Annotated in this window: 19 protein-coding genes, 5 tRNA genes and 2 rRNA genes (1 of these 26 cut by a window edge); all 26 read right to left on the bottom strand. The window is 55.1% G+C overall.

Translation table 11 applies throughout. From position 1 onward, the window contains the following. Nucleotides 1-3 precede the first annotated feature (3 nt). Nucleotides 4-303: a 50S ribosomal protein L23 gene (gene rplW, locus AB7M25_RS03505; protein ID WP_002555488.1), complete on the bottom strand. Its 300-nt coding sequence runs from the start codon at nucleotides 301-303 to the stop codon at nucleotides 4-6. After that, a complete protein-coding gene (rplD, locus tag AB7M25_RS03500) occupies nucleotides 300-902 on the bottom strand; it encodes a 50S ribosomal protein L4 (protein ID WP_003228735.1) in 603 nt (200 codons plus the stop codon). The genes rplW and rplD overlap by 4 nt, the downstream gene beginning before the upstream one ends. 12 nt (nucleotides 903-914) lie before the next feature. Continuing rightward, a complete protein-coding gene (gene rplC, locus AB7M25_RS03495; RefSeq protein WP_003186059.1) occupies nucleotides 915-1,550 on the bottom strand; it encodes a 50S ribosomal protein L3 in 636 nt (211 codons plus the stop codon). 80 nt (nucleotides 1,551-1,630) lie between these two features. Beyond that, a complete protein-coding gene (rpsJ, locus tag AB7M25_RS03490; protein ID WP_003186070.1) occupies nucleotides 1,631-1,942 on the bottom strand; it encodes a 30S ribosomal protein S10 in 312 nt (103 codons plus the stop codon). Between the two features lie 157 nt (nucleotides 1,943-2,099). After that, nucleotides 2,100-3,293, bottom strand: a complete 1,194-nt coding sequence (gene tuf, locus AB7M25_RS03485) for an elongation factor Tu (protein WP_007970421.1) — start codon at nucleotides 3,291-3,293, stop codon at nucleotides 2,100-2,102. Nucleotides 3,294-3,323: 30 nt separating this feature from the next. Then, nucleotides 3,324-5,429, bottom strand: a complete 2,106-nt coding sequence (gene fusA, locus AB7M25_RS03480) for an elongation factor G (RefSeq protein WP_007970420.1) — start codon at nucleotides 5,427-5,429, stop codon at nucleotides 3,324-3,326. A 30-nt stretch (nucleotides 5,430-5,459) separates the two neighbouring features. Beyond that, a complete protein-coding gene (rpsG, locus tag AB7M25_RS03475; RefSeq protein ID WP_007970418.1) occupies nucleotides 5,460-5,933 on the bottom strand; it encodes a 30S ribosomal protein S7 in 474 nt (157 codons plus the stop codon). A gap of 108 nt (nucleotides 5,934-6,041) precedes the next feature. After that, complete coding sequence (gene rpsL, locus AB7M25_RS03470; protein ID WP_003186084.1) at nucleotides 6,042-6,413, bottom strand: 30S ribosomal protein S12; 372 nt, start codon at nucleotides 6,411-6,413, stop codon at nucleotides 6,042-6,044. Nucleotides 6,414-6,629: 216 nt separating this feature from the next. Then, on the bottom strand, nucleotides 6,630-10,829 hold the full coding sequence (gene rpoC / locus AB7M25_RS03465; RefSeq protein WP_007970416.1) for a DNA-directed RNA polymerase subunit beta': 4,200 nt from the start codon (nucleotides 10,827-10,829) through the stop codon (nucleotides 6,630-6,632). 64 nt (nucleotides 10,830-10,893) lie between these two features. Next, nucleotides 10,894-14,967, bottom strand: coding sequence for a DNA-directed RNA polymerase subunit beta (rpoB, locus tag AB7M25_RS03460; protein WP_007970415.1), 4,074 nt, complete (start codon nucleotides 14,965-14,967; stop codon nucleotides 10,894-10,896). A 220-nt stretch (nucleotides 14,968-15,187) separates the two neighbouring features. Continuing rightward, nucleotides 15,188-15,553 (bottom strand): 50S ribosomal protein L7/L12, encoded by a 366-nt coding sequence (rplL, locus tag AB7M25_RS03455; RefSeq protein ID WP_007970414.1) that lies wholly within the window; start codon nucleotides 15,551-15,553, stop codon nucleotides 15,188-15,190. A gap of 75 nt (nucleotides 15,554-15,628) precedes the next feature. Then, nucleotides 15,629-16,129, bottom strand: a complete 501-nt coding sequence (rplJ, locus tag AB7M25_RS03450) for a 50S ribosomal protein L10 (RefSeq protein WP_007970413.1) — start codon at nucleotides 16,127-16,129, stop codon at nucleotides 15,629-15,631. A gap of 198 nt (nucleotides 16,130-16,327) precedes the next feature. Beyond that, a complete protein-coding gene (rplA, locus tag AB7M25_RS03445) occupies nucleotides 16,328-17,023 on the bottom strand; it encodes a 50S ribosomal protein L1 (RefSeq protein WP_003186095.1) in 696 nt (231 codons plus the stop codon). Next, nucleotides 17,023-17,454, bottom strand: a complete 432-nt coding sequence (gene rplK / locus AB7M25_RS03440) for a 50S ribosomal protein L11 (RefSeq protein ID WP_007933726.1) — start codon at nucleotides 17,452-17,454, stop codon at nucleotides 17,023-17,025. Before rplK ends, rplA begins: the two co-directional genes overlap by 1 nt. A 117-nt stretch (nucleotides 17,455-17,571) precedes the next feature. Further along, nucleotides 17,572-18,105, bottom strand: coding sequence for a transcription termination/antitermination protein NusG (gene nusG, locus AB7M25_RS03435; RefSeq protein ID WP_007984405.1), 534 nt, complete (start codon nucleotides 18,103-18,105; stop codon nucleotides 17,572-17,574). A 9-nt stretch (nucleotides 18,106-18,114) separates the two neighbouring features. Beyond that, nucleotides 18,115-18,483 (bottom strand): preprotein translocase subunit SecE, encoded by a 369-nt coding sequence (gene secE / locus AB7M25_RS03430; protein ID WP_454236979.1) that lies wholly within the window; start codon nucleotides 18,481-18,483, stop codon nucleotides 18,115-18,117. Nucleotides 18,484-18,528: 45 nt separating this feature from the next. Continuing rightward, nucleotides 18,529-18,604 (bottom strand) — tRNA-Trp (locus tag AB7M25_RS03425). Between the two features lie 173 nt (nucleotides 18,605-18,777). Beyond that, nucleotides 18,778-18,853: transfer RNA gene (locus tag AB7M25_RS03420), tRNA-Thr, on the bottom strand. A 26-nt stretch (nucleotides 18,854-18,879) separates the two neighbouring features. Next, nucleotides 18,880-18,953, bottom strand: a tRNA-Gly gene (locus tag AB7M25_RS03415). A gap of 24 nt (nucleotides 18,954-18,977) precedes the next feature. Beyond that, nucleotides 18,978-19,062: transfer RNA gene (locus tag AB7M25_RS03410), tRNA-Tyr, on the bottom strand. Between the two features lie 142 nt (nucleotides 19,063-19,204). Beyond that, a complete protein-coding gene (locus AB7M25_RS03405; RefSeq protein ID WP_429384014.1) occupies nucleotides 19,205-19,642 on the bottom strand; it encodes a hypothetical protein in 438 nt (145 codons plus the stop codon). Nucleotides 19,643-19,649: 7 nt separating this feature from the next. Next, nucleotides 19,650-20,399 (bottom strand): pantothenate kinase, encoded by a 750-nt coding sequence (locus AB7M25_RS03400; protein ID WP_429384016.1) that lies wholly within the window; start codon nucleotides 20,397-20,399, stop codon nucleotides 19,650-19,652. Beyond that, complete coding sequence (birA, locus tag AB7M25_RS03395) at nucleotides 20,389-21,348, bottom strand: bifunctional biotin--[acetyl-CoA-carboxylase] ligase/biotin operon repressor BirA (protein WP_454236978.1); 960 nt, start codon at nucleotides 21,346-21,348, stop codon at nucleotides 20,389-20,391. The genes AB7M25_RS03400 and birA overlap by 11 nt, the downstream gene beginning before the upstream one ends. 134 nt (nucleotides 21,349-21,482) lie before the next feature. After that, a 5S ribosomal RNA gene (gene rrf, locus AB7M25_RS03390) occupies nucleotides 21,483-21,598 on the bottom strand. A gap of 170 nt (nucleotides 21,599-21,768) precedes the next feature. Then, nucleotides 21,769-24,662 (bottom strand): 23S ribosomal RNA (locus AB7M25_RS03385). 236 nt (nucleotides 24,663-24,898) lie between these two features. Next, a tRNA-Ala gene (locus AB7M25_RS03380) sits at nucleotides 24,899-24,937 on the bottom strand; it runs 37 nt beyond the window's last position.

Genomic DNA, 24,937 nt, shown 5'->3' with positions numbered 1-24,937 from the left:
TCCTTACTCAGCACTGCTGCTGAAATCGAGATCTTGGCCTGGCTGAAGGGAGATAACTGCCTTCTTCCAGTCATTACGCTTGCCCAGACCGCGAGCAGTGCGCTTGCTCTTACCCAGAACATTCAGGGTAGTAACACGCTCTACTTTCACGCTGAACAGGCTTTCGACGGCCTTCTTGATTTCCAGCTTGGTTGCGTCAGTAGCAACCTTGAAAACGAACTGGCCTTTCTTGTCTGCCAGAACCGTAGCCTTCTCGGAAACGTGCGGGCCAAGCAGAACTTTAAATACGCGTTCCTGGTTCATCCCAGCAGCTCCTCGAATTTCTTCACGGCCGACACGGTGATCAACACCTTGTCGTATGCGATCAGACTAACTGGATCGGAACCTTGCACGTCACGTACATCAACGTGTGGCAGGTTACGAGCAGCCAGGTACAGGTTCTGATCAACAGCGTCCGACACGATCAGAACGTCGGTCAGGCTCATGTTGTTCAGCTTGCCCAGCAGGTCTTTGGTTTTCGGCGTTTCAACGGCGAAATCCTGAACCACGACCAGACGATCAGTACGCACCAGCTCAGCAAGGATGGAACGCATTGCTGCGCGATACATCTTCTTGTTCAGCTTCTGGGAGTGATCCTGAGGACGAGCTGCGAAAGTGGTACCGCCGCCACGCCAGATTGGGCTACGGATAGTACCGGCACGAGCACGGCCAGTACCTTTCTGACGCCATGGGCGCTTGCCGCCACCACGAACGTCGGAACGGGTCTTTTGCTGCTTGGAACCCTGACGGCCGCCGGCCATGTAGGCCACGACTGCTTGGTGAACCAGCGTCTCGTTGAATTCGCCGCCAAATGTCAGTTCGGAAACTTCGATCGCTTGAGCGTCATTTACATTTAATTGCATGTCAGCTTCCCCTTAACCGCGAGCCTTGGCTGCTGGACGTACAACCAAGTTGCCGCCAGTAGCGCCAGGAACAGCGCCCTTGACCAACAACAGATTGCGTTCAGCGTCCACGCGCACTACTTCGAGGGACTGCACGGTCACGCGCTCAGCGCCCATATGACCGGACATTTTTTTGCCCTTGAATACACGACCAGGAGTCTGGCACTGGCCGATAGAGCCTGGAACGCGGTGGGATACGGAGTTACCGTGGGTGTTATCTTGCCCGCGGAAATTCCAACGCTTGATCGTACCCTGGAAGCCTTTACCCTTGGACTGACCGGTTACATCAACCAGTTGACCAGCGGCGAAGATTTCAGCGTTGATCAGATCGCCGGCCTGGTACTCGCCTTCTTCAAGGCGGAATTCCATTACGGTACGACCAGCGGCAACGTTCGCTTTAGCGAAGTGGCCAGCCTGAGCTGCTGTTACACGCGAAGCACGACGCTCGCCGACAGTGACTTGCACTGCACGATAGCCATCGGTCTCTTCAGTTTTGAACTGGGTGACGCGATTCGGCTCGATCTCAATGACCGTGACCGGAATGGAGACACCTTCTTCGGTGAAAATACGGGTCATACCGCATTTACGACCGACTACACCAATAGTCATGTTGTAAACCTCATGAGTGTACGGGGCTTTCACCCGCTATGGCCGCCCATTTCAGAGCGTTACACGACTAAGACCGAGTCTTAGCCGAGGCTGATCTGCACTTCCACACCGGCCGCAAGATCAAGCTTCATAAGAGCATCAACGGTTTTATCCGTTGGCTGGACGATGTCCAGAACGCGCTTATGAGTACGGATCTCGTACTGGTCACGCGCGTCTTTGTTGACGTGCGGGGAGACCAGAACGGTGAACCGCTCTTTACGGGTAGGCAGTGGAATTGGACCACGCACTTGAGCACCAGTACGTTTCGCGGTTTCCACGATTTCCTGGGTTGATTGGTCGATCAGGCGATGGTCGAAAGCCTTCAACCTGATACGGATTTGCTGATTTTGCATTGGATTTCAGACTCCGGCTGCTATTCCCACCGGGCGCAATACGCCCGTTAAAAGGAGGCGCAATTCTATAGACGCCCCCGATAGGTGTCAACCCAATAAAAAAGCCCCCGCTGAGCGGGGGCTTTTCAAAGCATCGAAGCTATCTCAAAAGAGATGCTTACTCGATGATTTTGGCTACGACGCCAGCGCCGACGGTACGACCGCCTTCACGGATAGCGAAACGCAGACCGTCTTCCATCGCGATGGTTTTGATCAGGGTAACAGTCATCTGAATGTTGTCACCTGGCATTACCATTTCAACGCCTTCTGGCAGCTCGCAGTTACCAGTCACGTCAGTAGTACGGAAGTAGAACTGTGGACGGTAGCCTTTGAAGAACGGAGTGTGACGACCGCCTTCTTCCTTGCTCAGAACGTAAACTTCTGCGGTGAACTTGGTGTGCGGCTTAACCGAACCTGGCTTGACCAGAACCTGACCACGCTCAACGTCGTCACGCTTGGTGCCACGCAGCAGAACGCCGCAGTTCTCGCCAGCACGACCTTCGTCGAGCAGCTTACGGAACATTTCAACACCGGTGCAGGTGGTGACGGTAGTGTCACGCAGACCAACGATTTCCAGTGGATCCTGTACGCGAACGATACCGCGCTCGATACGACCAGTCACAACAGTACCGCGACCGGAGATCGAGAATACGTCTTCGATTGGCATCAGGAACGGCTTGTCGATAGCACGCTCTGGCTCTGGGATGTAGGTGTCCAGAGTTTCTACCAGTTTCTTGACGGCAGTGGTGCCCATCTCGTTGTCATCTTTGCCTTCCAGCGCCATACGGGCCGAACCAATGATGATTGGAGTGTCGTCGCCTGGGAAGTCGTAAGTGCTCAGCAGATCGCGCACTTCCATCTCTACCAGTTCCAGCAGCTCAGCGTCGTCTACCAGGTCAGCCTTGTTCAGGAAAACCACGATGTACGGAACGCCTACCTGACGGGACAGCAGGATGTGCTCACGGGTTTGTGGCATCGGACCATCAGCGGCCGAGCAAACCAGGATCGCGCCGTCCATCTGGGCAGCACCGGTGATCATGTTCTTCACGTAGTCAGCGTGACCTGGGCAGTCAACGTGAGCGTAGTGACGAATGTTCGAGTTGTACTCGACGTGCGCGGTGTTGATGGTGATACCACGAGCTTTTTCTTCTGGCGCGCTGTCGATCTTGTCGAATTCAACGATTGCGGAACCGAAAACTTCGGAGCAAACGCGAGTCAGAGCTGCGGTCAGAGTGGTTTTACCGTGGTCAACGTGACCGATGGTGCCAACGTTGACGTGCGGTAGGGAACGATCAAATTTTTCTTTAGCCACGACAATTAACTCCTTGCCTAAAGGACTGAATCAGCCTTGTTTTTTGGTAACGGTTTCGACGATGTGCGACGGAGCCGTATTGTATTTTTTGAATTCCATAGAGTAGCTTGCGCGACCCTGGGACATCGAACGAACGTCGGTCGCATAACCGAACATCTCGCCCAACGGAACTTCAGCACGGATCACCTTACCGGAAACCGTGTCTTCCATACCCAGAATCATGCCGCGACGACGATTGAGGTCGCCCATCACGTCACCCATATAGTCTTCAGGCGTAACAACCTCTACCGCCATGATCGGCTCGAGCAACTCACCACCGCCCTTCTGGGCCAGTTGCTTGGTCGCCATGGAAGCAGCCACCTTAAACGCCATCTCGTTGGAGTCGACGTCGTGGTAAGAACCATCAAACACGGTAGCCTTCAGGCCGATCAGCGGATAGCCGGCAACTACGCCGTTCTTCATCTGCTCTTCGATACCCTTCTGGATAGCCGGGATGTATTCCTTAGGAACCACACCACCCACTACTTCGTTCAAGAATTGCAGACCTTCCTGACCTTCGTCAGCAGGCGCAAAACGGATCCAGCAATGACCGAACTGGCCACGACCACCGGATTGACGAACGAACTTGCCTTCGATTTCGCAGTTCTTCGTGATGCGCTCACGATAGGAAACCTGAGGCTTACCGATGTTGGCTTCGACGTTGAACTCACGGCGCATCCGGTCAACCAGGATGTCCAGGTGCAGCTCGCCCATGCCAGAGATGATCGTTTGACCAGTCTCTTCATCAGTCTTGACGCGGAAAGACGGGTCTTCCTGAGCAAGCTTGCCCAGAGCGATACCCATTTTTTCCTGGTCATCCTTGGTCTTAGGCTCAACGGCAACCGAAATAACCGGCTCCGGGAAGTCCATGCGAACCAGGATGATTGGCTTGTCAGCGTTGCACAAGGTTTCACCAGTGGTGACGTCCTTCATGCCGATCAAGGCCGCGATGTCACCAGCGCGTACTTCCTTGATCTCTTCACGGGCGTTTGCGTGCATCTGCACCATACGACCCACACGCTCTTTCTTGCCTTTGACCGAGTTGATCACGCCGTCGCCGGAGGCCAACACGCCCGAGTAAACGCGGACGAAGGTCAAGGTACCCACGAATGGGTCGGTAGCGATCTTGAACGCCAGAGCCGAGAACGGCTCGTTGTCGTCTGCATGACGCTCCATCTGCTTTTCCTCGTCATCCGGGTCAGTACCCTTGATGGCAGGAATGTCAGTTGGTGCAGGCAGGTAGTCGATAACGGCGTCGAGAACCAGGGGAACGCCCTTGTTCTTGAAGGAAGAACCGCAAACAGCCAGAACGATCTCACCAGCGATAGTACGCTGACGCAGAGCACCCTTGATTTCCTCGATGGAGAGTTCTTCCCCTTCGAGGTATTTGTTCATCAGCTCTTCGCTGGCTTCGGCCGCAGCCTCAACCATGTTGTTGCGCCACTCTTCAGCCAGTTCCTGCAGTTCAGCAGGGATGGCTTCACGACGAGGAGTCATACCCTTGTCGGCATCGTTCCAGTAAACGGCTTCCATGGTCATCAGATCGATCTGACCCTGGAAGTTGTCTTCGGAACCGATAGCCAGCTGGATAGGCACCGGAGTGTGACCCAGACGCTGCTTGATCTGAGCGATCACGCGCAGGAAATTAGCACCGGCACGGTCCATCTTGTTCACGTAAACAATACGTGGAACGCCGTACTTGTTGGCTTGACGCCATACGGTTTCGGACTGAGGCTCAACGCCGGAGGTGCCGCAGAACACAACGACCGCGCCGTCGAGTACACGCAGGGAACGCTCAACTTCAATGGTGAAGTCTACGTGGCCCGGGGTATCGATGACGTTGAAGCGGTATTGGTCTTTGTGCTGCTTGGCCGAACCCTGCCAGAAGGCGGTAATGGCAGCAGAAGTAATGGTAATACCACGCTCCTGCTCCTGAACCATCCAGTCAGTGGTCGCAGCGCCGTCATGCACTTCGCCCATCTTGTGGCTTTTGCCAGTGTAAAAAAGGACGCGCTCGGTGGTGGTGGTTTTACCAGCATCCACGTGAGCAACGATACCGATGTTACGGTAGCGATTAATCGGTGTAGTACGAGCCATAAAGCCCTCGCAAATTGAGTGACGCTAGAATTAGAAGCGGTAGTGCGAGAAAGCCTTGTTGGCTTCAGCCATACGGTGCACGTCTTCACGCTTCTTAACTGCAGCACCTTTACCTTCGGCGGCGTCCAACAGTTCGCCAGCCAAACGCAGAGCCATAGACTTCTCGCCGCGCTTGCGGGCGAAGTCTACCAACCAGCGCATTGCCAGAGCGTTACGACGGGAAGGACGAACCTCGACCGGAACCTGGTAAGTAGCACCACCAACGCGGCGCGACTTCACTTCGACCAGCGGAGCGATGGCGTCGAGTGCTTTTTCGAAGAGTTCCAGGGGATCGGTGCCGGCCTTACGAGCCTTCACGGTATCCAGGGCACCATAAACGATACGCTCGGCAACGGCTTTTTTGCCGCTTTCCATTACGTGGTTCATGAATTTGGCGAGGATTTGGCTTCCGTATTTCGGATCGTCCAGAATCTCACGCTTGGCTGCTACGCGACGTCTTGGCATTGATAAGCCCTCAAACGGTCTTCAGGTTAGCCCGGGACAGATCCAGTGGATACGTGCCCGACCTTACTCTTATCGACTCAATAAAATGAATAACTGCAAAACGGCCGATTACTTCGGACGCTTGGTACCGTACTTCGAACGACCCTGGTTACGACCTTTAACACCGGAAGTATCCAACGAACCGCGAACGGTGTGGTAACGAACACCTGGCAAGTCTTTTACACGACCGCCGCGGATCAGTACCACGCTGTGCTCTTGCAGGTTGTGGCCTTCACCACCGATGTACGAGGAAACCTCGAAACCGTTGGTCAGACGCACACGGCATACTTTACGCAGTGCCGAGTTAGGTTTTTTCGGCGTGGTGGTGTACACACGGGTGCACACGCCACGGCGTTGCGGGCAGTTCTGCAGCGCAGGCACGTCGGATTTCTCGACGATACGCTTACGCGGCTGACGTACCAGCTGGTTGATAGTTGCCATCTACTAGCTCCACTGTTGTCTTGCGACGCTATTGTCTTGCAAGAAAAGCAAAATGGCAGGAACGAGTTCCCGCCAAATTTAGGGGTACAAGAGTCTAAAGAGGATCTTGCCCCCAGTCAAGGCAAGGCCCCGCCCTCCCCGCTCATCCAATCTCGACAATTTGTCTCGATTCGATGAACGGAGTGACCAGGGCCTCACACTCATTTACCGCAGAACTCAGTTACCGCTCGAGTTCAGCGCTTCGGTCAGTGCAGCTTCCACTTCACTGGCGCTTACGCGCAACGGCTTGTCTGCGTCACGGCGACGCTTACGCTCGCTGTGATAAGCCAGACCGGTACCCGCCGGGATCAGACGACCCACGACCACGTTTTCTTTCAGGCCGCGCAGGTAATCGCGCTTGCCGGTTACCGCCGCTTCGGTCAGTACGCGGGTGGTTTCCTGGAAGGAAGCCGCCGAGATGAACGATTCGGTGGACAACGACGCCTTGGTGATACCCAGCAGCACACGAGTGAACTTGGAGACAAACTTGTCTTCAGTCGCCAGACGCTCGTTCTCTACCAGTACGTGAGTCAGTTCCATCTGGTCGCCCTTGATGAAACTGGAATCGCCGGATTCAGCGATTTCAACTTTACGCAGCATCTGACGCAGGATGGTCTCGATGTGCTTGTCGTTGATCTTCACGCCTTGCAGACGGTAAACGTCCTGGATCTCGTTAACGATGTACTTGGCCAGCGCACTCACACCCAGCAGACGCAGGATGTCGTGTGGATCGCTCGGACCGTCGGAGATAACTTCGCCGCGGTTTACCTGTTCGCCTTCGAACACGTTCAGGTGACGCCACTTCGGAATCAGCTCTTCGTACGGATCGCTACCGTCGTTCGGGGTAATGACCAGACGGCGCTTGCCCTTGGTCTCTTTACCGAACGCGATGGTACCGCTGACTTCAGCCAGAATCGACGCTTCTTTCGGACGACGGGCTTCGAACAGGTCGGCAACACGCGGCAGACCACCGGTGATGTCACGGGTCTTCGAAGTTTCTTGCGGAATACGAGCGATAACATCACCGATCGCAATCTTCGCACCGTCCGCTACACCGACCAGGGCGTTGGCTGGCAGGAAGTACTGAGCGATAACGTCAGTGCCTGGCAGCAACAGATCCTTGCCGTTGTCGTCGACCATCTTAACGGCTGGACGGATGTCCTTACCGGCAGCTGGACGATCTTTCGCGTCAAGTACTTCAATGTTGGTCATACCGGTCAATTCGTCAGTCTGACGCTTGATCGTGATGCCTTCTTCCATGCCCACGTAGGTCACGGTACCTTTCATTTCGGTAACGATCGGGTGAGTGTGCGGATCCCACTTGGCCACGATGGCGCCAGCGTCGACCTTGTCACCTTCTTTAACCGAAATCACAGCACCGTACGGCAGCTTGTAACGCTCACGCTCACGACCGAAGTCATCAGCGATGGCCAGCTCACCGGAACGGGACACGGCAACCAGGTGACCGTCCACTCGCTCAACGTGCTTCAGGTTATGCAGACGGACGGTACCGCCATTCTTCACCTGAACGCTGTCGGCTGCGGAGGTCCGGCTTGCCGCACCACCGATGTGGAACGTACGCATCGTCAGCTGGGTACCCGGCTCACCGATGGACTGCGCAGCGATAACGCCGACCGCTTCACCGATGTTCACCTGGTGACCACGCGCCAGATCACGGCCGTAGCACTTGGCGCAAATGCCGTAGCGGGTTTCGCAGCTGATCGGCGAACGCACGATCACTTCGTCGATGCTGTTCAGCTCGATGAACTCGACCCACTTCTCGTCTACCAGGGTGCCAGCAGGAACGATGACGTCCTCGGTACCCGGCTTGAATACGTCACGGGCAATAACACGACCCAATACGCGCTCACCCAACGGCTCTACAACGTCACCGCCTTCAATGTGCGGAGTCATCAGCAGACCGTGCTCGGTGCCGCAATCGATCTCGGTTACAACCAGATCCTGCGCCACGTCTACCAGACGACGAGTCAGGTAACCCGAGTTCGCTGTTTTCAACGCGGTATCCGCCAGACCTTTACGAGCACCGTGAGTGGAGATGAAGTACTGAAGTACGCTCAAACCTTCACGGAAGTTCGCAGTAATCGGCGTTTCAATGATGGAACCGTCCGGCTTGGCCATCAGGCCACGCATACCGGCCAGCTGACGAATCTGTGCTGCGGAACCCCGCGCACCCGAGTCGGCCATCATGTACATCGAGTTGAACGATTCCTGGTCGACTTCGACGCCATGACGGTCGATGACTTTCTCTTTCGAGAGGTTGGCCATCATCGCCTTGGAAACTTCGTCGTTCGCCTTGGACCAAAGGTCGATCACTTTGTTGTACTTCTCGCCCTGGGTTACCAGGCCGGAGGCGTACTGGCTCTCGATCTCTTTCACTTCGTCGGTGGCTGCACCGATGATGCGGGCTTTTTCATCCGGGATAACGAAGTCGTTAACACCGATGGAAACGCCGGAGATGGTCGAGTAGGCAAAACCGGTGTACATCAACTGGTCAGCGAAGATAACGGTCTCTTTCAGACCAACCACGCGGTAGCACTGGTTGATCAGCTTGGAGATCGCCTTTTTCTTCATCGGCAGGTTGACGACGTCGTACGACAGACCTTTTGGCACAACCTGGAACAACAGTGCACGGCCGACAGTGGTGTCGACGATACGGGTGTTGGTCACGCTGCCGCCGTCACGGTCGTTGACGGTTTCGTTGATCCGGACTTTGACCTTGGCGTGCAGTGCGGCTTCGCCGGCACGGAACACACGGTCAACTTCCTGCAGATCCGCGAACACACGACCTTCGCCCTTGGCGTTGATCGCTTCACGCGTCATGTAGTACAGACCCAATACAACGTCCTGCGACGGAACGATGATTGGCTCACCGTTGGCTGGCGACAGAATGTTGTTGGTCGACATCATCAACGCACGCGCTTCCAGCTGGGCTTCCAGCGTCAGCGGTACGTGCACGGCCATTTGGTCGCCGTCGAAGTCGGCGTTGTACGCGGCGCAGACCAGCGGGTGCAGCTGGATAGCCTTACCTTCGATCAGTACCGGTTCAAACGCCTGGATACCCAGACGGTGAAGGGTCGGTGCACGGTTGAGAAGAACCGGGTGTTCGCGAATCACTTCAGCGAGAACGTCCCAAACTTCCGGCAGCTCGCGCTCGACCATCTTCTTGGCAGCCTTGATGGTGGTCGCGAGACCACGCATTTCCAGCTTGCCGAAAATGAACGGTTTGAACAGCTCGAGAGCCATCTTCTTCGGCAGACCGCACTGGTGCAGACGCAGGGTCGGACCTACGGTAATTACCGAACGGCCGGAGTAGTCAACACGCTTACCGAGCAAGTTCTGACGGAAACGACCCTGCTTACCCTTGATCATGTCAGCCAGGGATTTCAGAGGACGCTTGTTGGAACCGGTGATAGCGCGGCCACGACGACCGTTGTCGAGCAGGGCATCGACGGCTTCCTGCAACATACGCTTTTCGTTGCGCACGATGATGTCCGGAGCGGACAGATCCAGCAGGCGCTTCAAACGGTTGTTACGGTTGATCACTCGACGATACAGATCGTTGAGGTCGGAAGTCGCGAAGCGACCGCCATCCAGCGGGACCAGTGGACGCAGGTCTGGCGGCAGAACCGGCAGAACGGTCAGCACCATCCACTCTGGCAGGTTGCCGGAACCCTGGAAGGCTTCCATCAACTTCAGACGCTTGGACAGCTTCTTGATCTTGGTTTCGGAGTTGGTTTGCGGAATTTCTTCACGCAGGCGGCCAATCTCGTGCTCCAGGTCGATAGCGTGCAGCAGTTCGCGGACAGCTTCGGCACCCATGCGGGCATCGAAATCGTCGCCGAACTCTTCCAGCGCTTCGAAGTACTGCTCGTCGTTCAGCAGCTGACCTTTTTCAAGGGTGGTCATGCCTGGATCGATAACGACATAGCTCTCGAAGTAGAGAACGCGTTCGATATCACGCAGGGTCATGTCCATCAGCAAGCCAATACGGGACGGCAGCGATTTCAGGAACCAGATGTGGGCAACCGGCGAGGCCAGTTCGATGTGCGCCATGCGCTCACGACGAACTTTTGCCAGCGCGACTTCAACGCCGCACTTCTCGCAGATCACACCACGGTGCTTCAAGCGCTTGTACTTACCGCACAGGCACTCGTAATCCTTTACCGGGCCAAAGATCTTGGCGCAGAACAGACCGTCACGCTCAGGTTTGAACGTACGGTAGTTGATGGTTTCCGGCTTTTTAACTTCACCGAACGACCACGAACGGATCATCTCAGGCGATGCCAATCCGATACGGATGGCGTCGAACTCTTCGACTTGACCCTGGTTTTTCAGCAAATTCAGTAGGTCTTTCAAGGCCTTTCCTCCTGGCGGAGCAGAGAGCGGGCAATCCTGCCCCGCTCTCGATTCGCGTCACGTGTTATTCGGTTTCCAGATCGATATCGATGCCGAGGGAACGAATTTCCTTGATCAACACGTTGAAGGACTCGGGCATGCCCGGCTCCATACGGTGATCGCCATCCACGATGTTTTTGTACATCTTGGTACGGCCGTTCACATCGTCCGACTTCACTGTGAGCATTTCTTGCAGAGTGTAAGCGGCACCGTATGCTTCCAGTGCCCAAACCTCCATCTCCCCGAAACGCTGACCACCGAACTGCGCCTTACCACCCAGCGGCTGCTGGGTAACCAGGCTGTACGAACCGGTAGAACGCGCGTGCATCTTGTCGTCTACCAAGTGGTTCAGCTTCAGCATGTACATGTAGCCAACGGTGACCGGGCGCTCGAACTTGTTGCCGGTACGGCCGTCGGTCAGCTGCATCTGGCCGCTTTCTGGCAGGTCCGCCAGTTTCAGCATGGCCTTGATTTCGCTTTCCTTGGCGCCGTCGAACACTGGAGTGGCCATTGGAACGCCGCCACGCAGGTTTTGAGCCAGATCCAGGATTTCCTGGTCCGAGAAGTCATCGAGGCTTTCCTGACGACCGCCGATCTCGTTATAGATCTCGTGCAGGAACTTACGCAGCTCGGCAACCTTGCGCTGCTCTTCGATCATGCGGTTGATCTTCTCGCCCAGACCTTTGGCCGCGAGGCCCAGGTGCGTTTCAAGGATCTGACCAACGTTCATACGCGAAGGAACGCCCAACGGGTTGAGGACGACGTCGACCGGGGTGCCATTGGCATCGTGCGGCATGTCTTCAACCGGCATGATCACGGAGACCACACCCTTGTTACCGTGACGACCGGCCATCTTGTCGCCCGGCTGGATGCGACGACGGATTGCCAGGTAGACCTTGACGATTTTCAGCACGCCTGGAGCCAGGTCATCGCCCTGCTGCAGTTTGCGCTTCTTGTCTTCGAACTTGTCGTCCAGCAGACGGCGACGATCAACGATGTAGGCCTGAGCCTTCTCGAGCTGCTCGTTCAGAGCATCTTCAGCCATGCGCAGTTTGAACCACTGGCCGTGCTCAAGACCGTCGAGAACTTCGTCGGTGATGTCCTGGCCTTTCTTCAGACCGGCGCCGCCTTCGGCTTTGTGGCCGACCAGAGCGGAACGCAGACGTTCGAAAGTAGCACCTTCAACGATACGGAACTCTTCGTTCAGGTCCTTGCGGATCTCGTCCAGCTGGGACTTCTCGATCGACAGGGCACGAGCATCACGCTCAACGCCGTCGCGGGTGAAGACCTGTACGTCGATGACAGTACCTTTGGTACCGGTAGGTACACGCAGGGAGGTGTCTTTAACGTCGCTGGCTTTTTCACCGAAGATCGCACGCAGCAGTTTTTCTTCCGGAGTCAGTTGGGTCTCGCCTTTCGGAGTGACCTTACCGACCAGGATGTCGCCTGCGCCAACTTCAGCACCTACGTAAACGATACCGGCTTCGTCCAGCTTGTTCAGTGCCGCTTCACCCACGTTCGGGATGTCGGCAGTGATTTCCTCTGGGCCAAGCTTGGTGTCACGGGCCACACAGGTCAGTTCCTGAATGTGGATCGTGGTGAAACGGTCTTCCTGAACAACACGCTCGGACAGGCAGATGGAGTCTTCGAAGTTGAAGCCGTTCCATGCCATGAACGCGATGCGCATGTTCTGACCCAGAGCCAGTTCACCCATGTCGGTGGACGGACCGTCGGCCATGATGTCGCTACGCTGAACCCGATCACCTTTACGCACCAGCGGACGCTGGTTGATGCAGGTGTTCTGGTTGGAGCGGGTGTACTTGGTCAGGTTGTAGATGTCGACACCGGCTTCACCGGTTTCAACTTCGTCATCGGCAACACGAACCACGATACGGCTGGCGTCGACGGAGTCGATCACGCCGCCACGACGAGCCACGACGCAAACGCCGGAGTCACGGGCTACGTTACGCTCCATGCCGGTACCTACCAGCGGCTTGTCAGCGCGCAGGGTCGGTACAGCTTGACGCTGCATGTTCGAACCCATCAACGCACGGTTGGCGTCGTCGTGCTCGAGGAACGGAATCAGCGACGCAGCAACCGAAACTACCTGCTTCGGCGATACGTCCATCAAGGTGACGTCTTCCGGCGCCTTGACGGTGAATTCGTTCAAGTGACGAACAGCTACCAGCTCGTCGATCAGGACTTTCTTGTCGTTCATCGTGGCCGAAGCCTGAGCGATCACGTGATCAGCTTCTTCGATGGCGGACAGGAACACGATCTCGTCGGTGACCAGAGCGTCTTTCACCACGCGGTACGGGCTCTCGAGGAAGCCGTACTGGTTGGTGCGCGCATAAGCGGCCAGGGAGTTGATCAGACCGATGTTCGGACCTTCCGGCGTTTCGATCGGGCATACACGACCGTAGTGAGTCGGGTGTACGTCACGAACTTCAAAGCCGGCACGCTCACGCGTCAGACCGCCAGGGCCGAGTGCAGAAACACGACGCTTGTGGGTGATCTCGGACAGCGGGTTGTTCTGGTCCATGAACTGGGACAGCTGGCTGGAACCGAAGAACTCTTTCACCGCCGCAGCCACTGGCTTGGCGTTGATCAGGTCTTGCGGCATCAGGCCTTCGCTTTCAGCCATCGACAGACGCTCTTTGACCGCACGCTCAACACGTACCAGGCCAACGCGGAACTGGTTCTCGGCCATTTCGCCTACGCAGCGAACACGACGGTTACCCAGGTGGTCGATGTCATCGACGATGCCTTTACCGTTACGGATGTCGACCAGGGTCTTCAGTACCGCGACGATGTCTTCCTTGCACAGCACGCCCGAACCTTCGATCTCGGTGCGACCGATACGACGGTTGAACTTCATCCGGCCGACCGCAGACAGGTCATAGCGCTCAGGGCTGAAGAACAGGTTGTTGAACAGGGTCTCGGCAGCGTCTTTGGTTGGCGGCTCGCCAGGACGCATCATGCGATAGATCTCGACCAGCGCTTCCAGTTGGTTGCTGGTGGAGTCGATCTTCAAGGTGTCGGAGACGAACGGACCGCAGTCGATATCGTTGGTGTACAGAGTTTCGATGCGAACAACGCCGGCCTTGGCGATTTTTGCCAGGATCTCGGTGTTCAGCTCGGTGTTGCACTCTGCCAGGATTTCGCCGGTTGCCGGATGCACGATGACCTTGGCGGTTGTGCGGCCCAGGACGTAGTCCAGAGGCACATCCAGCTCTTTGATACCGGCTTTTTCCAGCTGGTTGATGTGGCGAGCGGTGATACGACGACCCTGCTCGACAATAACCTTGCCTTTGTCATCCTGAATATCGAGGACAGCGATTTCACCGCGCAGGCGCTGAGGCACCAGCTCCAGGCTCAGGGTCTCGCCCTTCACGTGGAATACGTTGGTGGTGTAGAACGCGTCCAGCACTTCTTCGGTGGTATAGCCGAGCGCGCGCAGCAGTACCGATGCAGGCAGCTTGCGACGACGGTCGATACGCACGAATACGCAGTCTTTCGGGTCGAACTCGAAGTCCAGCCACGAACCGCGGTAAGGAATGATGCGCGCGGAGTACAGCAGTTTACCGGAGCTGTGCGTCTTGCCACGGTCGTGGTCGAAGAACACGCCCGGGGAACGGTGCAGCTGGGAAACGATTACACGCTCGGTACCGTTGATTACGAAGGTACCGTTTTCAGTCATCAGGGGGATTTCACCCATGTAGACTTCTTGCTCTTTGATGTCCTTGATCGCTTTGTTCGACGATTCTTTGTCGAAAATGATCAGGCGCACTTTTACCCGCAAAGGTACGGCGTAAGTTACACCGCGCAATACGCATTCTTTGACATCAAATGCCGGTTCGCCCAGACGATATCCGACGTACTCCAGCGCAGCATTGCCGGAGTAGCTGATGATCGGGAAAACGGATTTGAAGGCCGCATGCAGGCCCACGTCGCGGAACTGATCTTTAGTCGCTCCCGCTTGCAAGAATTCACGATACGAATCCAGCTGGATGGCCAGGAGGTACGGCACATCCATGACGTCCGGCAACTTGCTAAAGTCCTTGCGGATACGTTTTTTCTCAGTATATGAGTAAGCCATCAGCGTTCCCCAGCTTGGTCACCTGCTTGTTTGGCCCCTCCCGACGGGAGCAGCCAGAAAATCGTGCAAACCCCATGGTTTGCGCCACCGCATCGGGTGGTTACAGCACGTTATCGGCACCGACCCAGTCGGCTGCCAATAACGGAAAAAGGCCGGTGGCAAGAGCCACCAGCCATCAGCCTGTCGCTTAACGCTCGGGCTGGAGGAGCAAAGTCGATGCTTACTTCAGCTCGACTTTAGCGCCTGCTTCTTCCAGAGCTGCTTTGGCTTTGTCAGCTGCGTCTTTGGCAACAGCTTCCAGAACCATGGCAGGTGCGCCGTCAACTACAGCCTTGGCTTCTTTCAAGCCCAGACCGGTCAGTTCACGTACAGCCTTGATCACGTTAACTTTCTTCTCGCCAGCTTCGGTCAGCATGACGTTGAATTCGGTTTGCTCTTCAGCAACGGCAGCAGCAACAGCTGGACCAGCCGATGCAGCAGCAGCGGTAACGCCGAATTTTTCTTCGAAAGCTTTGATCAGCTCAACAACTTCCATTACGGACATGTTGCCAACTGCTTCAAGGATATCGTTCTGAGAGATAGACATGAATCTAATTCCTGATATTGGGGACGGCCTACGCGACCATCGAAAAAAACAAAAAACGCGAGAAGTTGACGAGCCTTAGGCTGCAGCAGCTTCTTTCTGGTCGCGAATTGCCGCCAGAGTACGAGCCAATTTGCTGGTAGCGCCTTGAATCACGCTCATCAGCTGAGAAATTGCTTCGTCACGGGTCGGCAGAGTTGCCAGTACGTCGATTTGGTTAGCTGCGAGGAACTTGCCCTCGAACGCAGCTGCCTTGATCTCGAACTTGTCCTGACCCTTTGCGAATTCCTTGAAGATCCGGGCAGCAGCGCCTGGATGTTCCTTGGAGAACGCAATCAGGGTAGGGCCGGTGAACACGTCGTTGAGGACACTGAATTCAGTGTCAGCAACAGCGCGCTTGAGCAGGGTGTTACGTACAACACGTACGTAAACGCCAGCTTCACGAGCCTCTTTACGGAGTCCGGTCATCGCGCCTACTGTTACGCCACGGGCATCAGCCACGACAGCGGACAGAGCGACTTTGGCAGCCTCGTTGACTTCAGCGACGATGGCCTTCTTGTCTTCGAGTTTAATTGCCACGGGTTTAACTCCTGCTTGTTACCGTTTCATCTGGTCGAAACCGGATGTCGTTTTGGTGTCTGATTCGGTAAGGAACCGGGAGCACCATCTGCGTAGGCTTGTGGTTTAAGACTTGCGTCGCCTACGGTCTTGGATAGCCCCCGCCAGGCAGGGACCCCAATTTTTCAATTGGCGCAATCGCTTGCGCCAATTTGTGTCTTACGCGTCGAGCGAGCTCTGGTCGATAACCAGACCTGGGCCCATGGTGGTGCTCAGGGTAACGCGCTTGACGTAGATGCCTTTCGAGGAAGCCGGCTTGATACGCTTCAGATCAGCGATCAGGGCTTCAACGTTTTCCTTCAGCTTGACGGCGTCGAAGCCGATCTTGCCAACGGAAGTGTGGATGATGCCGTTTTTGTCGGTGCGATAACGAACCTGACCAGCCTTGGCGTTTTTAACCGCGGTAGCTACGTCTGGAGTCACGGTGCCGACTTTAGGGTTAGGCATCAGGCCACGTGGACCGAGGATCTGACCCAACTGACCTACAACGCGCATTGCATCCGGGGATGCGATCACTACGTCATAGTTCAGGTCGCCGCCTTTCATTTCGGCAGCCAGGTCGTCCATGCCTACACGGTCAGCGCCGGCAGCCAGAGCGGCTTCAGCAGCTGGACCCTGGGTGAACACAGCAACGCGAACGGTCTTGCCAGTGCCGTGTGGCAGCACGGTAGCGCTACGAACGACCTGGTCGGATTTACGCGGGTCAACGCCCAGGTTTACAGCTACGTCGAACGACTCGCTGAACTTGACAGTCGACAGCTCGGCCAGCAGGGCAGCGGCGTCTACAAAGTTGTAGGCCTTGCCTGCTTCGATTTTGCCGGCGATAGCCTTTTGACGCTTGGTCAGCTTAGCCATTACACACCCTCCACGTTAAGGCCCATGCTACGAGCAGAACCGGCGATAGTACGCACGGCTGCTTCCATATCAGCTGCAGTCAGATCCGCGTTTTTGGTTTTCGCGATTTCTTCCAGCTGAGCACGAGTTACGGTGCCAACCTTAACGGTGTTCGGACGAGCGGAACCGCTGGTCAGACCGGCCGCCTTCTTCAGCAGAACCGAAGCAGGGGTGGATTTTGTTTCGAAAGTGAAGCTACGGTCGCTGTAGACAGTGATGATCACTGGAGTCGGCAGACCTGGCTCAAGACCCTGGGTACGGGCGTTGAAAGCCTTGCAGAATTCCATGATGTTCACGCCGTGCTGACCCAGAGCAGGACCAACAGGTGGGCTTGGGTTAGCCTGAGCGGCCTTCACTTGCAGCTTGATGTAAGCGGTAATCTTCTTGGCCATGAGGCACTCCAATTACGGGTTCGAACGCCTCGAGAGGCTCCCCGGTTACTTGCGCGTTTATCCCAGTGACGACAAAACCCCACAGCCTACGGCTGCGGGGTTGGGATTGTTGCTCAGCTAGACCTTTTCGACCTGGCTGAACTCGAGCTCCACCGGAGTAGAGCGACCGAAAATGAGCACTGCGACCTGAATCCGGCTCTTTTCGTAGTTAACTTCTTCAACAACACCGGTAAAGTCCGCAAATGGACCGTCATTGACACGTACCGACTCGCCCGGCTCGAACAACGTCTTCGGCTTCGGCTTGTCGCTACCGTCAGCAACGCGGCGCAGAATTGCTTCTGCTTCCTTATCGGTGATCGGTGCAGGCTTGTCGGCGGTACCGCCGATGAAGCCCATCACCCGAGGAGTATCCTTGACCAAGTGCCAGGTACCCTCGTTCATATCCATCTGCACCAGCACGTAGCCAGGGAAGAATTTGCGTTCGCTTTTGCGCTTCTGGCCATTGCGCATTTCAACCACTTCTTCAGTGGGAACCAGAATCTCGCCGAAGCCGTCTTCCATACCGGCCAGCTTTACGCGCTCGATCAGCGAGCGCATTACATGCTTCTCGTAACCGGAGTAAGCATGCACAACATACCAACGCTTAGCCACGGGACACCCTTAGCCGACAATCAAGGAAACAAGCCAGCCGAGCAGGGAATCAAGCCCCCACAACAGCAACGCCATAACCAGAACAACAGCCACCACAATCAGGGTGGTCTGCGTGGTTTCTTGGCGAGTTGGCCAAACGACTTTACGAATCTCGGTGCGAGCTTCCTTAACCAGTACAAAGAAAGACTTGCCCTTGACCGTCTGCAGGCCTACAAAGGCAGCTACGACAGCAATGGCAAGCAATGCGAGTACGCGGTACAGGATCGGCGAAGCAGAAAAGTACTGATTGCCAACAACGCCAACAACCACCAGAGCGACTACTACAAGCCACTTGAGGAGGTCGAAACGAGAGCCTTGAGCTTCAGCTTTAGGAGTCATCTATGAAGATCCTGTGAAAAGAAAGCCAGACACACCAGGTGAATCTGGCAGGTCAGGAGGGAATCGAACCCCCAACCTACGGTTTTGGAGACCGTCGCTCTGCCAATTGAGCTACTGACCTAAAACAAAATCAGGCCGACCATTATGCCGACCCGAAAAAGACTTTACAACACTTACCAGGTAATCCCGACTGCAACACCAGCATCTGCGACACCGGAAACCCCGAAAACACAACGAGGCGCAACCACAACCACCTAAAACAAAGGCAGATATTTTCATATCTGCCTTGTTATATGGAGCTCTTGAGCGGATTTGAACCGCTGACCTCACCCTTACCAAGGGTGTGCTCTACCAACTGAGCTACAAGAGCGCAACACTGTGCAAAACCTGTAAACTTGGAGCGGGTAGCGGGAATCGAACCCGCATCATCAGCTTGGAAGGCTGAGGTTCTACCACTAAACTATACCCGCGAGGCTTACAGCTCTCGCTAAAAATGGTGGAGGGGGAAGGATTCGAACCTTCGAAGTCGTAGACGTCAGATTTACAGTCTGATCCCTTTGGCCGCTCGGGAACCCCTCCTAAGCGAGCCGGCATTCTACATCATGCCAGCCTTCTGTCAAGCATTTTCTCAATTAAATCTTGAGGTTAGCTGCGTTGACCTCGCTTCACATCGCTAACCGTTTCCGGTGTTCGCTGTGGAGCGGGCGCCATTCTATGCAAACTACTCAGTGGGCGCAACCCCCTCGCACGGCATTATTTTATGTTTTAACTCATTGAATTCTTTAGAAAGGTTTTGCAGCTGCAGATCGTCCAGCCAACGCCGACTTTCCGGCGCAATACGCACCCAATACCCTGCGCTTTCCGACCCCCTGGGCAGAGATTGGTATTTGACCTCCATCCCGCTCAACCGACGCTCAACCGCCTGTGCGGCGTCCTGGCGCGTATACCCCCCCAGATAAAGGCAGCCATTGTCTGGCGAGACAGCTTTAGCCTTTTCTTTGGAGGCGTCACCCGCTTCGCTCAACAGGCGTATATCCTGCTGAGACCCGCGATACAGACTCAAGGGCGTAACATCCTTCGCTCGCAGTGGAGCCTCTTGTTGATGCCAGATGTAATAGAAGCCATTGAGGACAAGCAGCAGCAGAAACAACCAACGCATAAAAACCTCAGGACAAGGGACAGGCCATGGCCAATCCGACAAACACCAAGTCCGGAACCACCCTGGCCCGAGGCACAACCTCAGAAACCAGGTTCGCATCCCCCCCGGTGAGAAATACGACAAAGTCCTCCCCCCAGTAGCTGCGCGCCAACTCGAGCTGAGTCATTACGAAGCCGCGCAACATCAACAAACAACCACGCTCGACAGCCTCGACAGTCGCACGACCCGGAACAAGACTTTCCAGAGCCTGCTCCGCCGCCAGATCTCCGTAACGAATTTTGCGCGTATGGGTACGCAACTGGTTGCGCATCAACGGCATGCCCGGACAGATGAAACCACCCAGGTGCTCTCCATCAGAAGCAATAAAGTCCGCAGTCACGGCCGTACCGAAATCAAGCACCAGGCACGCACCTGAAGCCAGATGAAAGCCTCCAAGCATTGCAAGCCACCGATCCAGTCCCAGCCGCTCAAACTCTTCATAACCGTTGCGCACGCCTGACATTTCGCGAGCAGGCGCTGCGCACACTATCGGCACATCAAAGGTATCCTTCAGCAATGACGTCAGCGCGCCGGTCTCTTCCGCAGTCCTGACGCTCACCAGCCGGCAAAACGTGAGGGCAAGCCCTTTGAGCTCCCCCAACCCCTCAAGCAATGCGAGATTGGAATCGACAACCCCCTCACCAAGCACTTGCCCGGCATTCGCCGCAAGCACGCGCCACTTGATGAAACTATTCCCACAATCGAGCTCAAGAATCATCACGCAACCTCAGGCTCAATTCACCACCACTGAAGACTTTCTCCACACCATCCACCTTCAGGCGCAGGGCACCCTGGCCATCAATACCAAGCACCTCACCATCAATCTGATTGACACCGGCAATCAACGACACGCTTCGGCCCTGCCACAGGTGATTTTGCTCCCACTCCGACTGGATGGCCAAAAAACCACCCGCCTGGTGACGAGCCAGGTATCGCTGCAGCATCTCCCCCAACATGGCGACCAATTGGTTGCGATCAAACAACTTGCCTGATTCGAGCCGCATGGATGTCCATTGCTGGTCCACCTCGTCAGCGGACTGCATGTTCACATTGATTCCCACCCCCAGAACCACGTGGCACACATCAGCAGGGTCACCGACCAGCTCGAGCAATATCCCAGCGATCTTTTTCTGACCCACCAGAACATCGTTGGGCCACTTCAATCCAGCGGCTGCAATACCCAGCTCACGCAACGCCTGCAAAACAGCGAGCCCAACGACGAGACTCAGGCCCTCCAACTGACGCATCCCACCATCAATGCGCAGTACCAGGCTGTAATAGACGTTTTCAGCGAAGGGACTGACCCATTTGCGACCCCGTCGCCCGCTCCCGGCCGTCTGCCGCTCCGAGAGCACAATAAAGGGCGCAGCCTGCCCCCGCTCTATGGCACGCAGCGCCTCGGCGTTCGTGGAATCGATTGAGTCGTAAACCTGGACGGGCCAGTCGCAGGAAATCGCCCGAGCACTGATCTCGGAAGGATCGAGCAGCGCTAATGGCGCGGACAATTGATAGCCGCGCCCACGAACCTTATGAATGGACAATCCCAGCTCAGCTTCTAAATGCTGAAGCTGCTTCCACACGGCGCTACGACTGACGCCCAGGGCAGCACCCAATGCTTCACCCGAATGGAATCGGCCATCTTTAAGAAGCTTTAACAACGTCAGCATGCAGGTCTCGCCTCACAATGAGGCCCGCATGATAGCTACGCGCCGAGCTATTGCATAGAAAACCAGTAGCCGTGACTTTTCTGCGGACAAAACAAAACCCCAACTGCTTTCGCAATTGGGGTTTCGGAATTTAATCTTGACGATGACCTACTCTCACATGGGGAAACCCCACACTACCATCGGCGATGCATCGTTTCACTTCTGAGTTCGGGATGGGATCAGGTGGTTCCAACGCTCTATGGTCGTCAAGAAATTCGGGTACTGAGTCGTGGCCAGTTGGCCTCGCTTCAGCAAATTGGGTATGTGACAGCTGGTGTTTTGTGAGTCTCTCGAACTTTCGGTTCGTTTCGTCTTCACACACCGCAATCTGGTGCTCTTTCGCCTTTTCAGCTCGAAGCATGCAAATTGCTTGGGTGTTATATGGTCAAGCCTCACGGGCAATTAGTATTGGTTAGCTCAACGCCTCACAGCGCTTACACACCCAACCTATCAACGTCGTAGTCTTCGACGGCCCTTCAGGGGACTCAAGGTCCCAGTGAGATCTCATCTTGAGGCAAGTTTCCCGCTTAGATGCTTTCAGCGGTTATCTTTTCCGAACATAGCTACCCGGCAATGCCACTGGCGTGACAACCGGAACACCAGAGGTTCGTCCACTCCGGTCCTCTCGTACTAGGAGCAGCCCCTCTCAAATCTCAAACGTCCACGGCAGATAGGGACCGAACTGTCTCACGACGTTCTAAACCCAGCTCGCGTACCACTTTAAATGGCGAACAGCCATACCCTTGGGACCGGCTTCAGCCCCAGGATGTGATGAGCCGACATCGAGGTGCCAAACACCGCCGTCGATATGAACTCTTGGGCGGTATCAGCCTGTTATCCCCGGAGTACCTTTTATCCGTTGAGCGATGGCCCTTCCATACAGAACCACCGGATCACTAAGACCTACTTTCGTACCTGCTCGACGTGTCTGTCTCGCAGTCAAGCGCGCTTTTGCCTTTATACTCTACGACCGATTTCCGACCGGTCTGAGCGCACCTTCGTACTCCTCCGTTACTCTTTAGGAGGAGACCGCCCCAGTCAAACTACCCACCATACACTGTCCTCGATCCGGATAACGGACCTGAGTTAGAACCTCAAAGTTGCCAGGGTGGTATTTCAAGGATGGCTCCACGCGAACTGGCGTCCACGCTTCAAAGCCTCCCACCTATCCTACACAAGCAAATTCAAAGTCCAGTGCAAAGCTATAGTAAAGGTTCACGGGGTCTTTCCGTCTAGCCGCGGATACACTGCATCTTCACAGCGATTTCAATTTCACTGAGTCTCGGGTGGAGACAGCGCCGCCATCGTTACGCCATTCGTGCAGGTCGGAACTTACCCGACAAGGAATTTCGCTACCTTAGGACCGTTATAGTTACGGCCGCCGTTTACCGGGGCTTCGATCAAGAGCTTCGCGTTAGCTAACCCCATCAATTAACCTTCCGGCACCGGGCAGGCGTCACACCCTATACGTCCACTTTCGTGTTTGCAGAGTGCTGTGTTTTTAATAAACAGTCGCAGCGGCCTGGTATCTTCGACCGGCGTGGGCTTACGGAGCAAGTCCTTCACCCTCACCGGCGCACCTTCTCCCGAAGTTACGGTGCCATTTTGCCTAGTTCCTTCACCCGAGTTCTCTCAAGCGCCTTGGTATTCTCTACCCAACCACCTGTGTCGGTTTGGGGTACGGTTCCTGGTTATCTGAAGCTTAGAAGCTTTTCTTGGAAGCATGGCATCAACCACTTCGTCACCCAAAGGGTAACTCGTCATCAGCTCTCGGCCTTAAGATCCCGGATTTACCTAAGATCTCAGCCTACCACCTTAAACTTGGACAACCAACGCCAAGCTGGCCTAGCCTTCTCCGTCCCTCCATCGCAATAACCAGAAGTACAGGAATATTAACCTGTTTTCCATCGACTACGCTTTTCAGCCTCGCCTTAGGGACCGACTAACCCTGCGTCGATTAACGTTGCGCAGGAAACCTTGGTCTTTCGGCGTGGGTGTTTTTCACACCCATTGTCGTTACTCATGTCAGCATTCGCACTTCTGATACCTCCAGCAAGCTTCTCAACTCACCTTCACAGGCTTACAGAACGCTCCTCTACCGCATCACCCGAAGGTGATACCCGTAGCTTCGGTGTATGGTTTGAGCCCCGTTACATCTTCCGCGCAGGCCGACTCGACTAGTGAGCTATTACGCTTTCTTTAAAGGGTGGCTGCTTCTAAGCCAACCTCCTAGCTGTCTAAGCCTTCCCACATCGTTTCCCACTTAACCATAACTTTGGGACCTTAGCTGACGGTCTGGGTTGTTTCCCTTTTCACGACGGACGTTAGCACCCGCCGTGTGTCTCCCATGCTCGGCACTTGTAGGTATTCGGAGTTTGCATCGGTTTGGTAAGTCGGGATGACCCCCTAGCCGAAACAGTGCTCTACCCCCTACAGTGATACATGAGGCGCTACCTAAATAGCTTTCGAGGAGAACCAGCTATCTCCGAGCTTGATTAGCCTTTCACTCCGATCCACAGGTCATCCGCTAACTTTTCAACGGTAGTCGGTTCGGTCCTCCAGTCAGTGTTACCTAACCTTCAACCTGCCCATGGATAGATCGCCCGGTTTCGGGTCTATTCCCAGCGACTAGACGCCCTATTAAGACTCGCTTTCGCTACGCCTCCCCTATTCGGTTAAGCTCGCCACTGAAAATAAGTCGCTGACCCATTATACAAAAGGTACGCAGTCACAGAACAAAGTCTGCTCCCACTGCTTGTACGCATACGGTTTCAGGATCTATTTCACTCCCCTCTCCGGGGTTCTTTTCGCCTTTCCCTCACGGTACTAGTTCACTATCGGTCAGTCAGTAGTATTTAGCCTTGGAGGATGGTCCCCCCATATTCAGACAAAGTTTCTCGTGCTCCGTCCTACTCGATTTCATGACTAAGAGATTTTCGCGTACAGGGCTATCACCCACTATGGCCGCACTTTCCAGAGCGTTCCGCTAATCTCAAAGCCACTTAAGGGCTAGTCCCCGTTCGCTCGCCACTACTAAGGGAATCTCGGTTGATTTCTTTTCCTCAGGGTACTTAGATGTTTCAGTTCCCCTGGTTCGCCTCTTGCACCTATGTATTCAGTACAAGATAACCATCTTATGATGGCTGGGTTCCCCCATTCAGACATCTCCGGATCAAAGTCTGTTTGCCGACTCCCCGAAGCTTTTCGCAGGCTACCACGTCTTTCATCGCCTCTGACTGCCAAGGCATCCACCGTATGCGCTTCTTCACTTGACCATATAACCCCAAGCAATCTGGTTATACTATGAAGACGACATTCGCCGAAAATTCGCGATTAAACTCACAAATTTTACCTTAGCCTGATCCGTTACCAGTGAAAGTAACGTTCAGTCTATCTTTCTATCACATACCCAAATTTTTAAAGAACGAACTAGTCAAAGACTAGAAATCAACATTCACCATCGAACCGATGGAATGCTCATTTCTAAGCTTTATACAATCAGAAGCAGTAGTGGTGGAGCCAAACGGGATCGAACCGTTGACCTCCTGCG

This window comes from Pseudomonas sp. AP3_22 TE3818 (genome assembly GCF_053628995.1).
The sequence above is the reverse complement of the archived record's forward strand: the minus strand, read 5'-3'. Positions and strand labels throughout refer to the sequence as shown.

Excerpts from the sequence above, each read along its gene's own strand:
- fusA (WP_007970420.1), bottom strand. The coding sequence starts at position 5,429 with ATGGCTCGTACTACACCGATTAATCGCTACCGTAACATCGGTATCGTT.
- rpsG (WP_007970418.1), bottom strand. The coding sequence starts at position 5,933 with ATGCCAAGACGTCGCGTAGCAGCCAAGCGTGAGATTCTGGACGATCCG.
- rplL (WP_007970414.1), bottom strand. The coding sequence starts at position 15,553 with ATGTCTATCTCTCAGAACGATATCCTTGAAGCAGTTGGCAACATGTCC.
- rplD (WP_003228735.1), bottom strand. The coding sequence starts at position 902 with ATGCAATTAAATGTAAATGACGCTCAAGCGATCGAAGTTTCCGAACTG.
- rplA (WP_003186095.1), bottom strand. The coding sequence starts at position 17,023 with ATGGCTAAGCTGACCAAGCGTCAAAAGGCTATCGCCGGCAAAATCGAA.
- rpsL (WP_003186084.1), bottom strand. The coding sequence starts at position 6,413 with ATGGCAACTATCAACCAGCTGGTACGTCAGCCGCGTAAGCGTATCGTC.
- AB7M25_RS03400 (WP_429384016.1), bottom strand. The coding sequence starts at position 20,399 with ATGATTCTTGAGCTCGATTGTGGGAATAGTTTCATCAAGTGGCGCGTG.
- rplC (WP_003186059.1), bottom strand. The coding sequence starts at position 1,550 with ATGACTATTGGTGTAGTCGGTCGTAAATGCGGTATGACCCGTATTTTC.
- rplW (WP_002555488.1), bottom strand. The coding sequence starts at position 303 with ATGAACCAGGAACGCGTATTTAAAGTTCTGCTTGGCCCGCACGTTTCC.
- rplK (WP_007933726.1), bottom strand. The coding sequence starts at position 17,454 with ATGGCCAAGAAGATTACCGCTTACATCAAGCTGCAAGTGAAGGCCGCT.
- secE (WP_454236979.1), bottom strand. The coding sequence starts at position 18,483 with ATGACTCCTAAAGCTGAAGCTCAAGGCTCTCGTTTCGACCTCCTCAAG.
- AB7M25_RS03405 (WP_429384014.1), bottom strand. The coding sequence starts at position 19,642 with ATGCGTTGGTTGTTTCTGCTGCTGCTTGTCCTCAATGGCTTCTATTAC.
- rpoB (WP_007970415.1), bottom strand. The coding sequence starts at position 14,967 with ATGGCTTACTCATATACTGAGAAAAAACGTATCCGCAAGGACTTTAGC.
- rpsJ (WP_003186070.1), bottom strand. The coding sequence starts at position 1,942 with ATGCAAAATCAGCAAATCCGTATCAGGTTGAAGGCTTTCGACCATCGC.
- birA (WP_454236978.1), bottom strand. The coding sequence starts at position 21,348 with ATGCTGACGTTGTTAAAGCTTCTTAAAGATGGCCGATTCCATTCGGGT.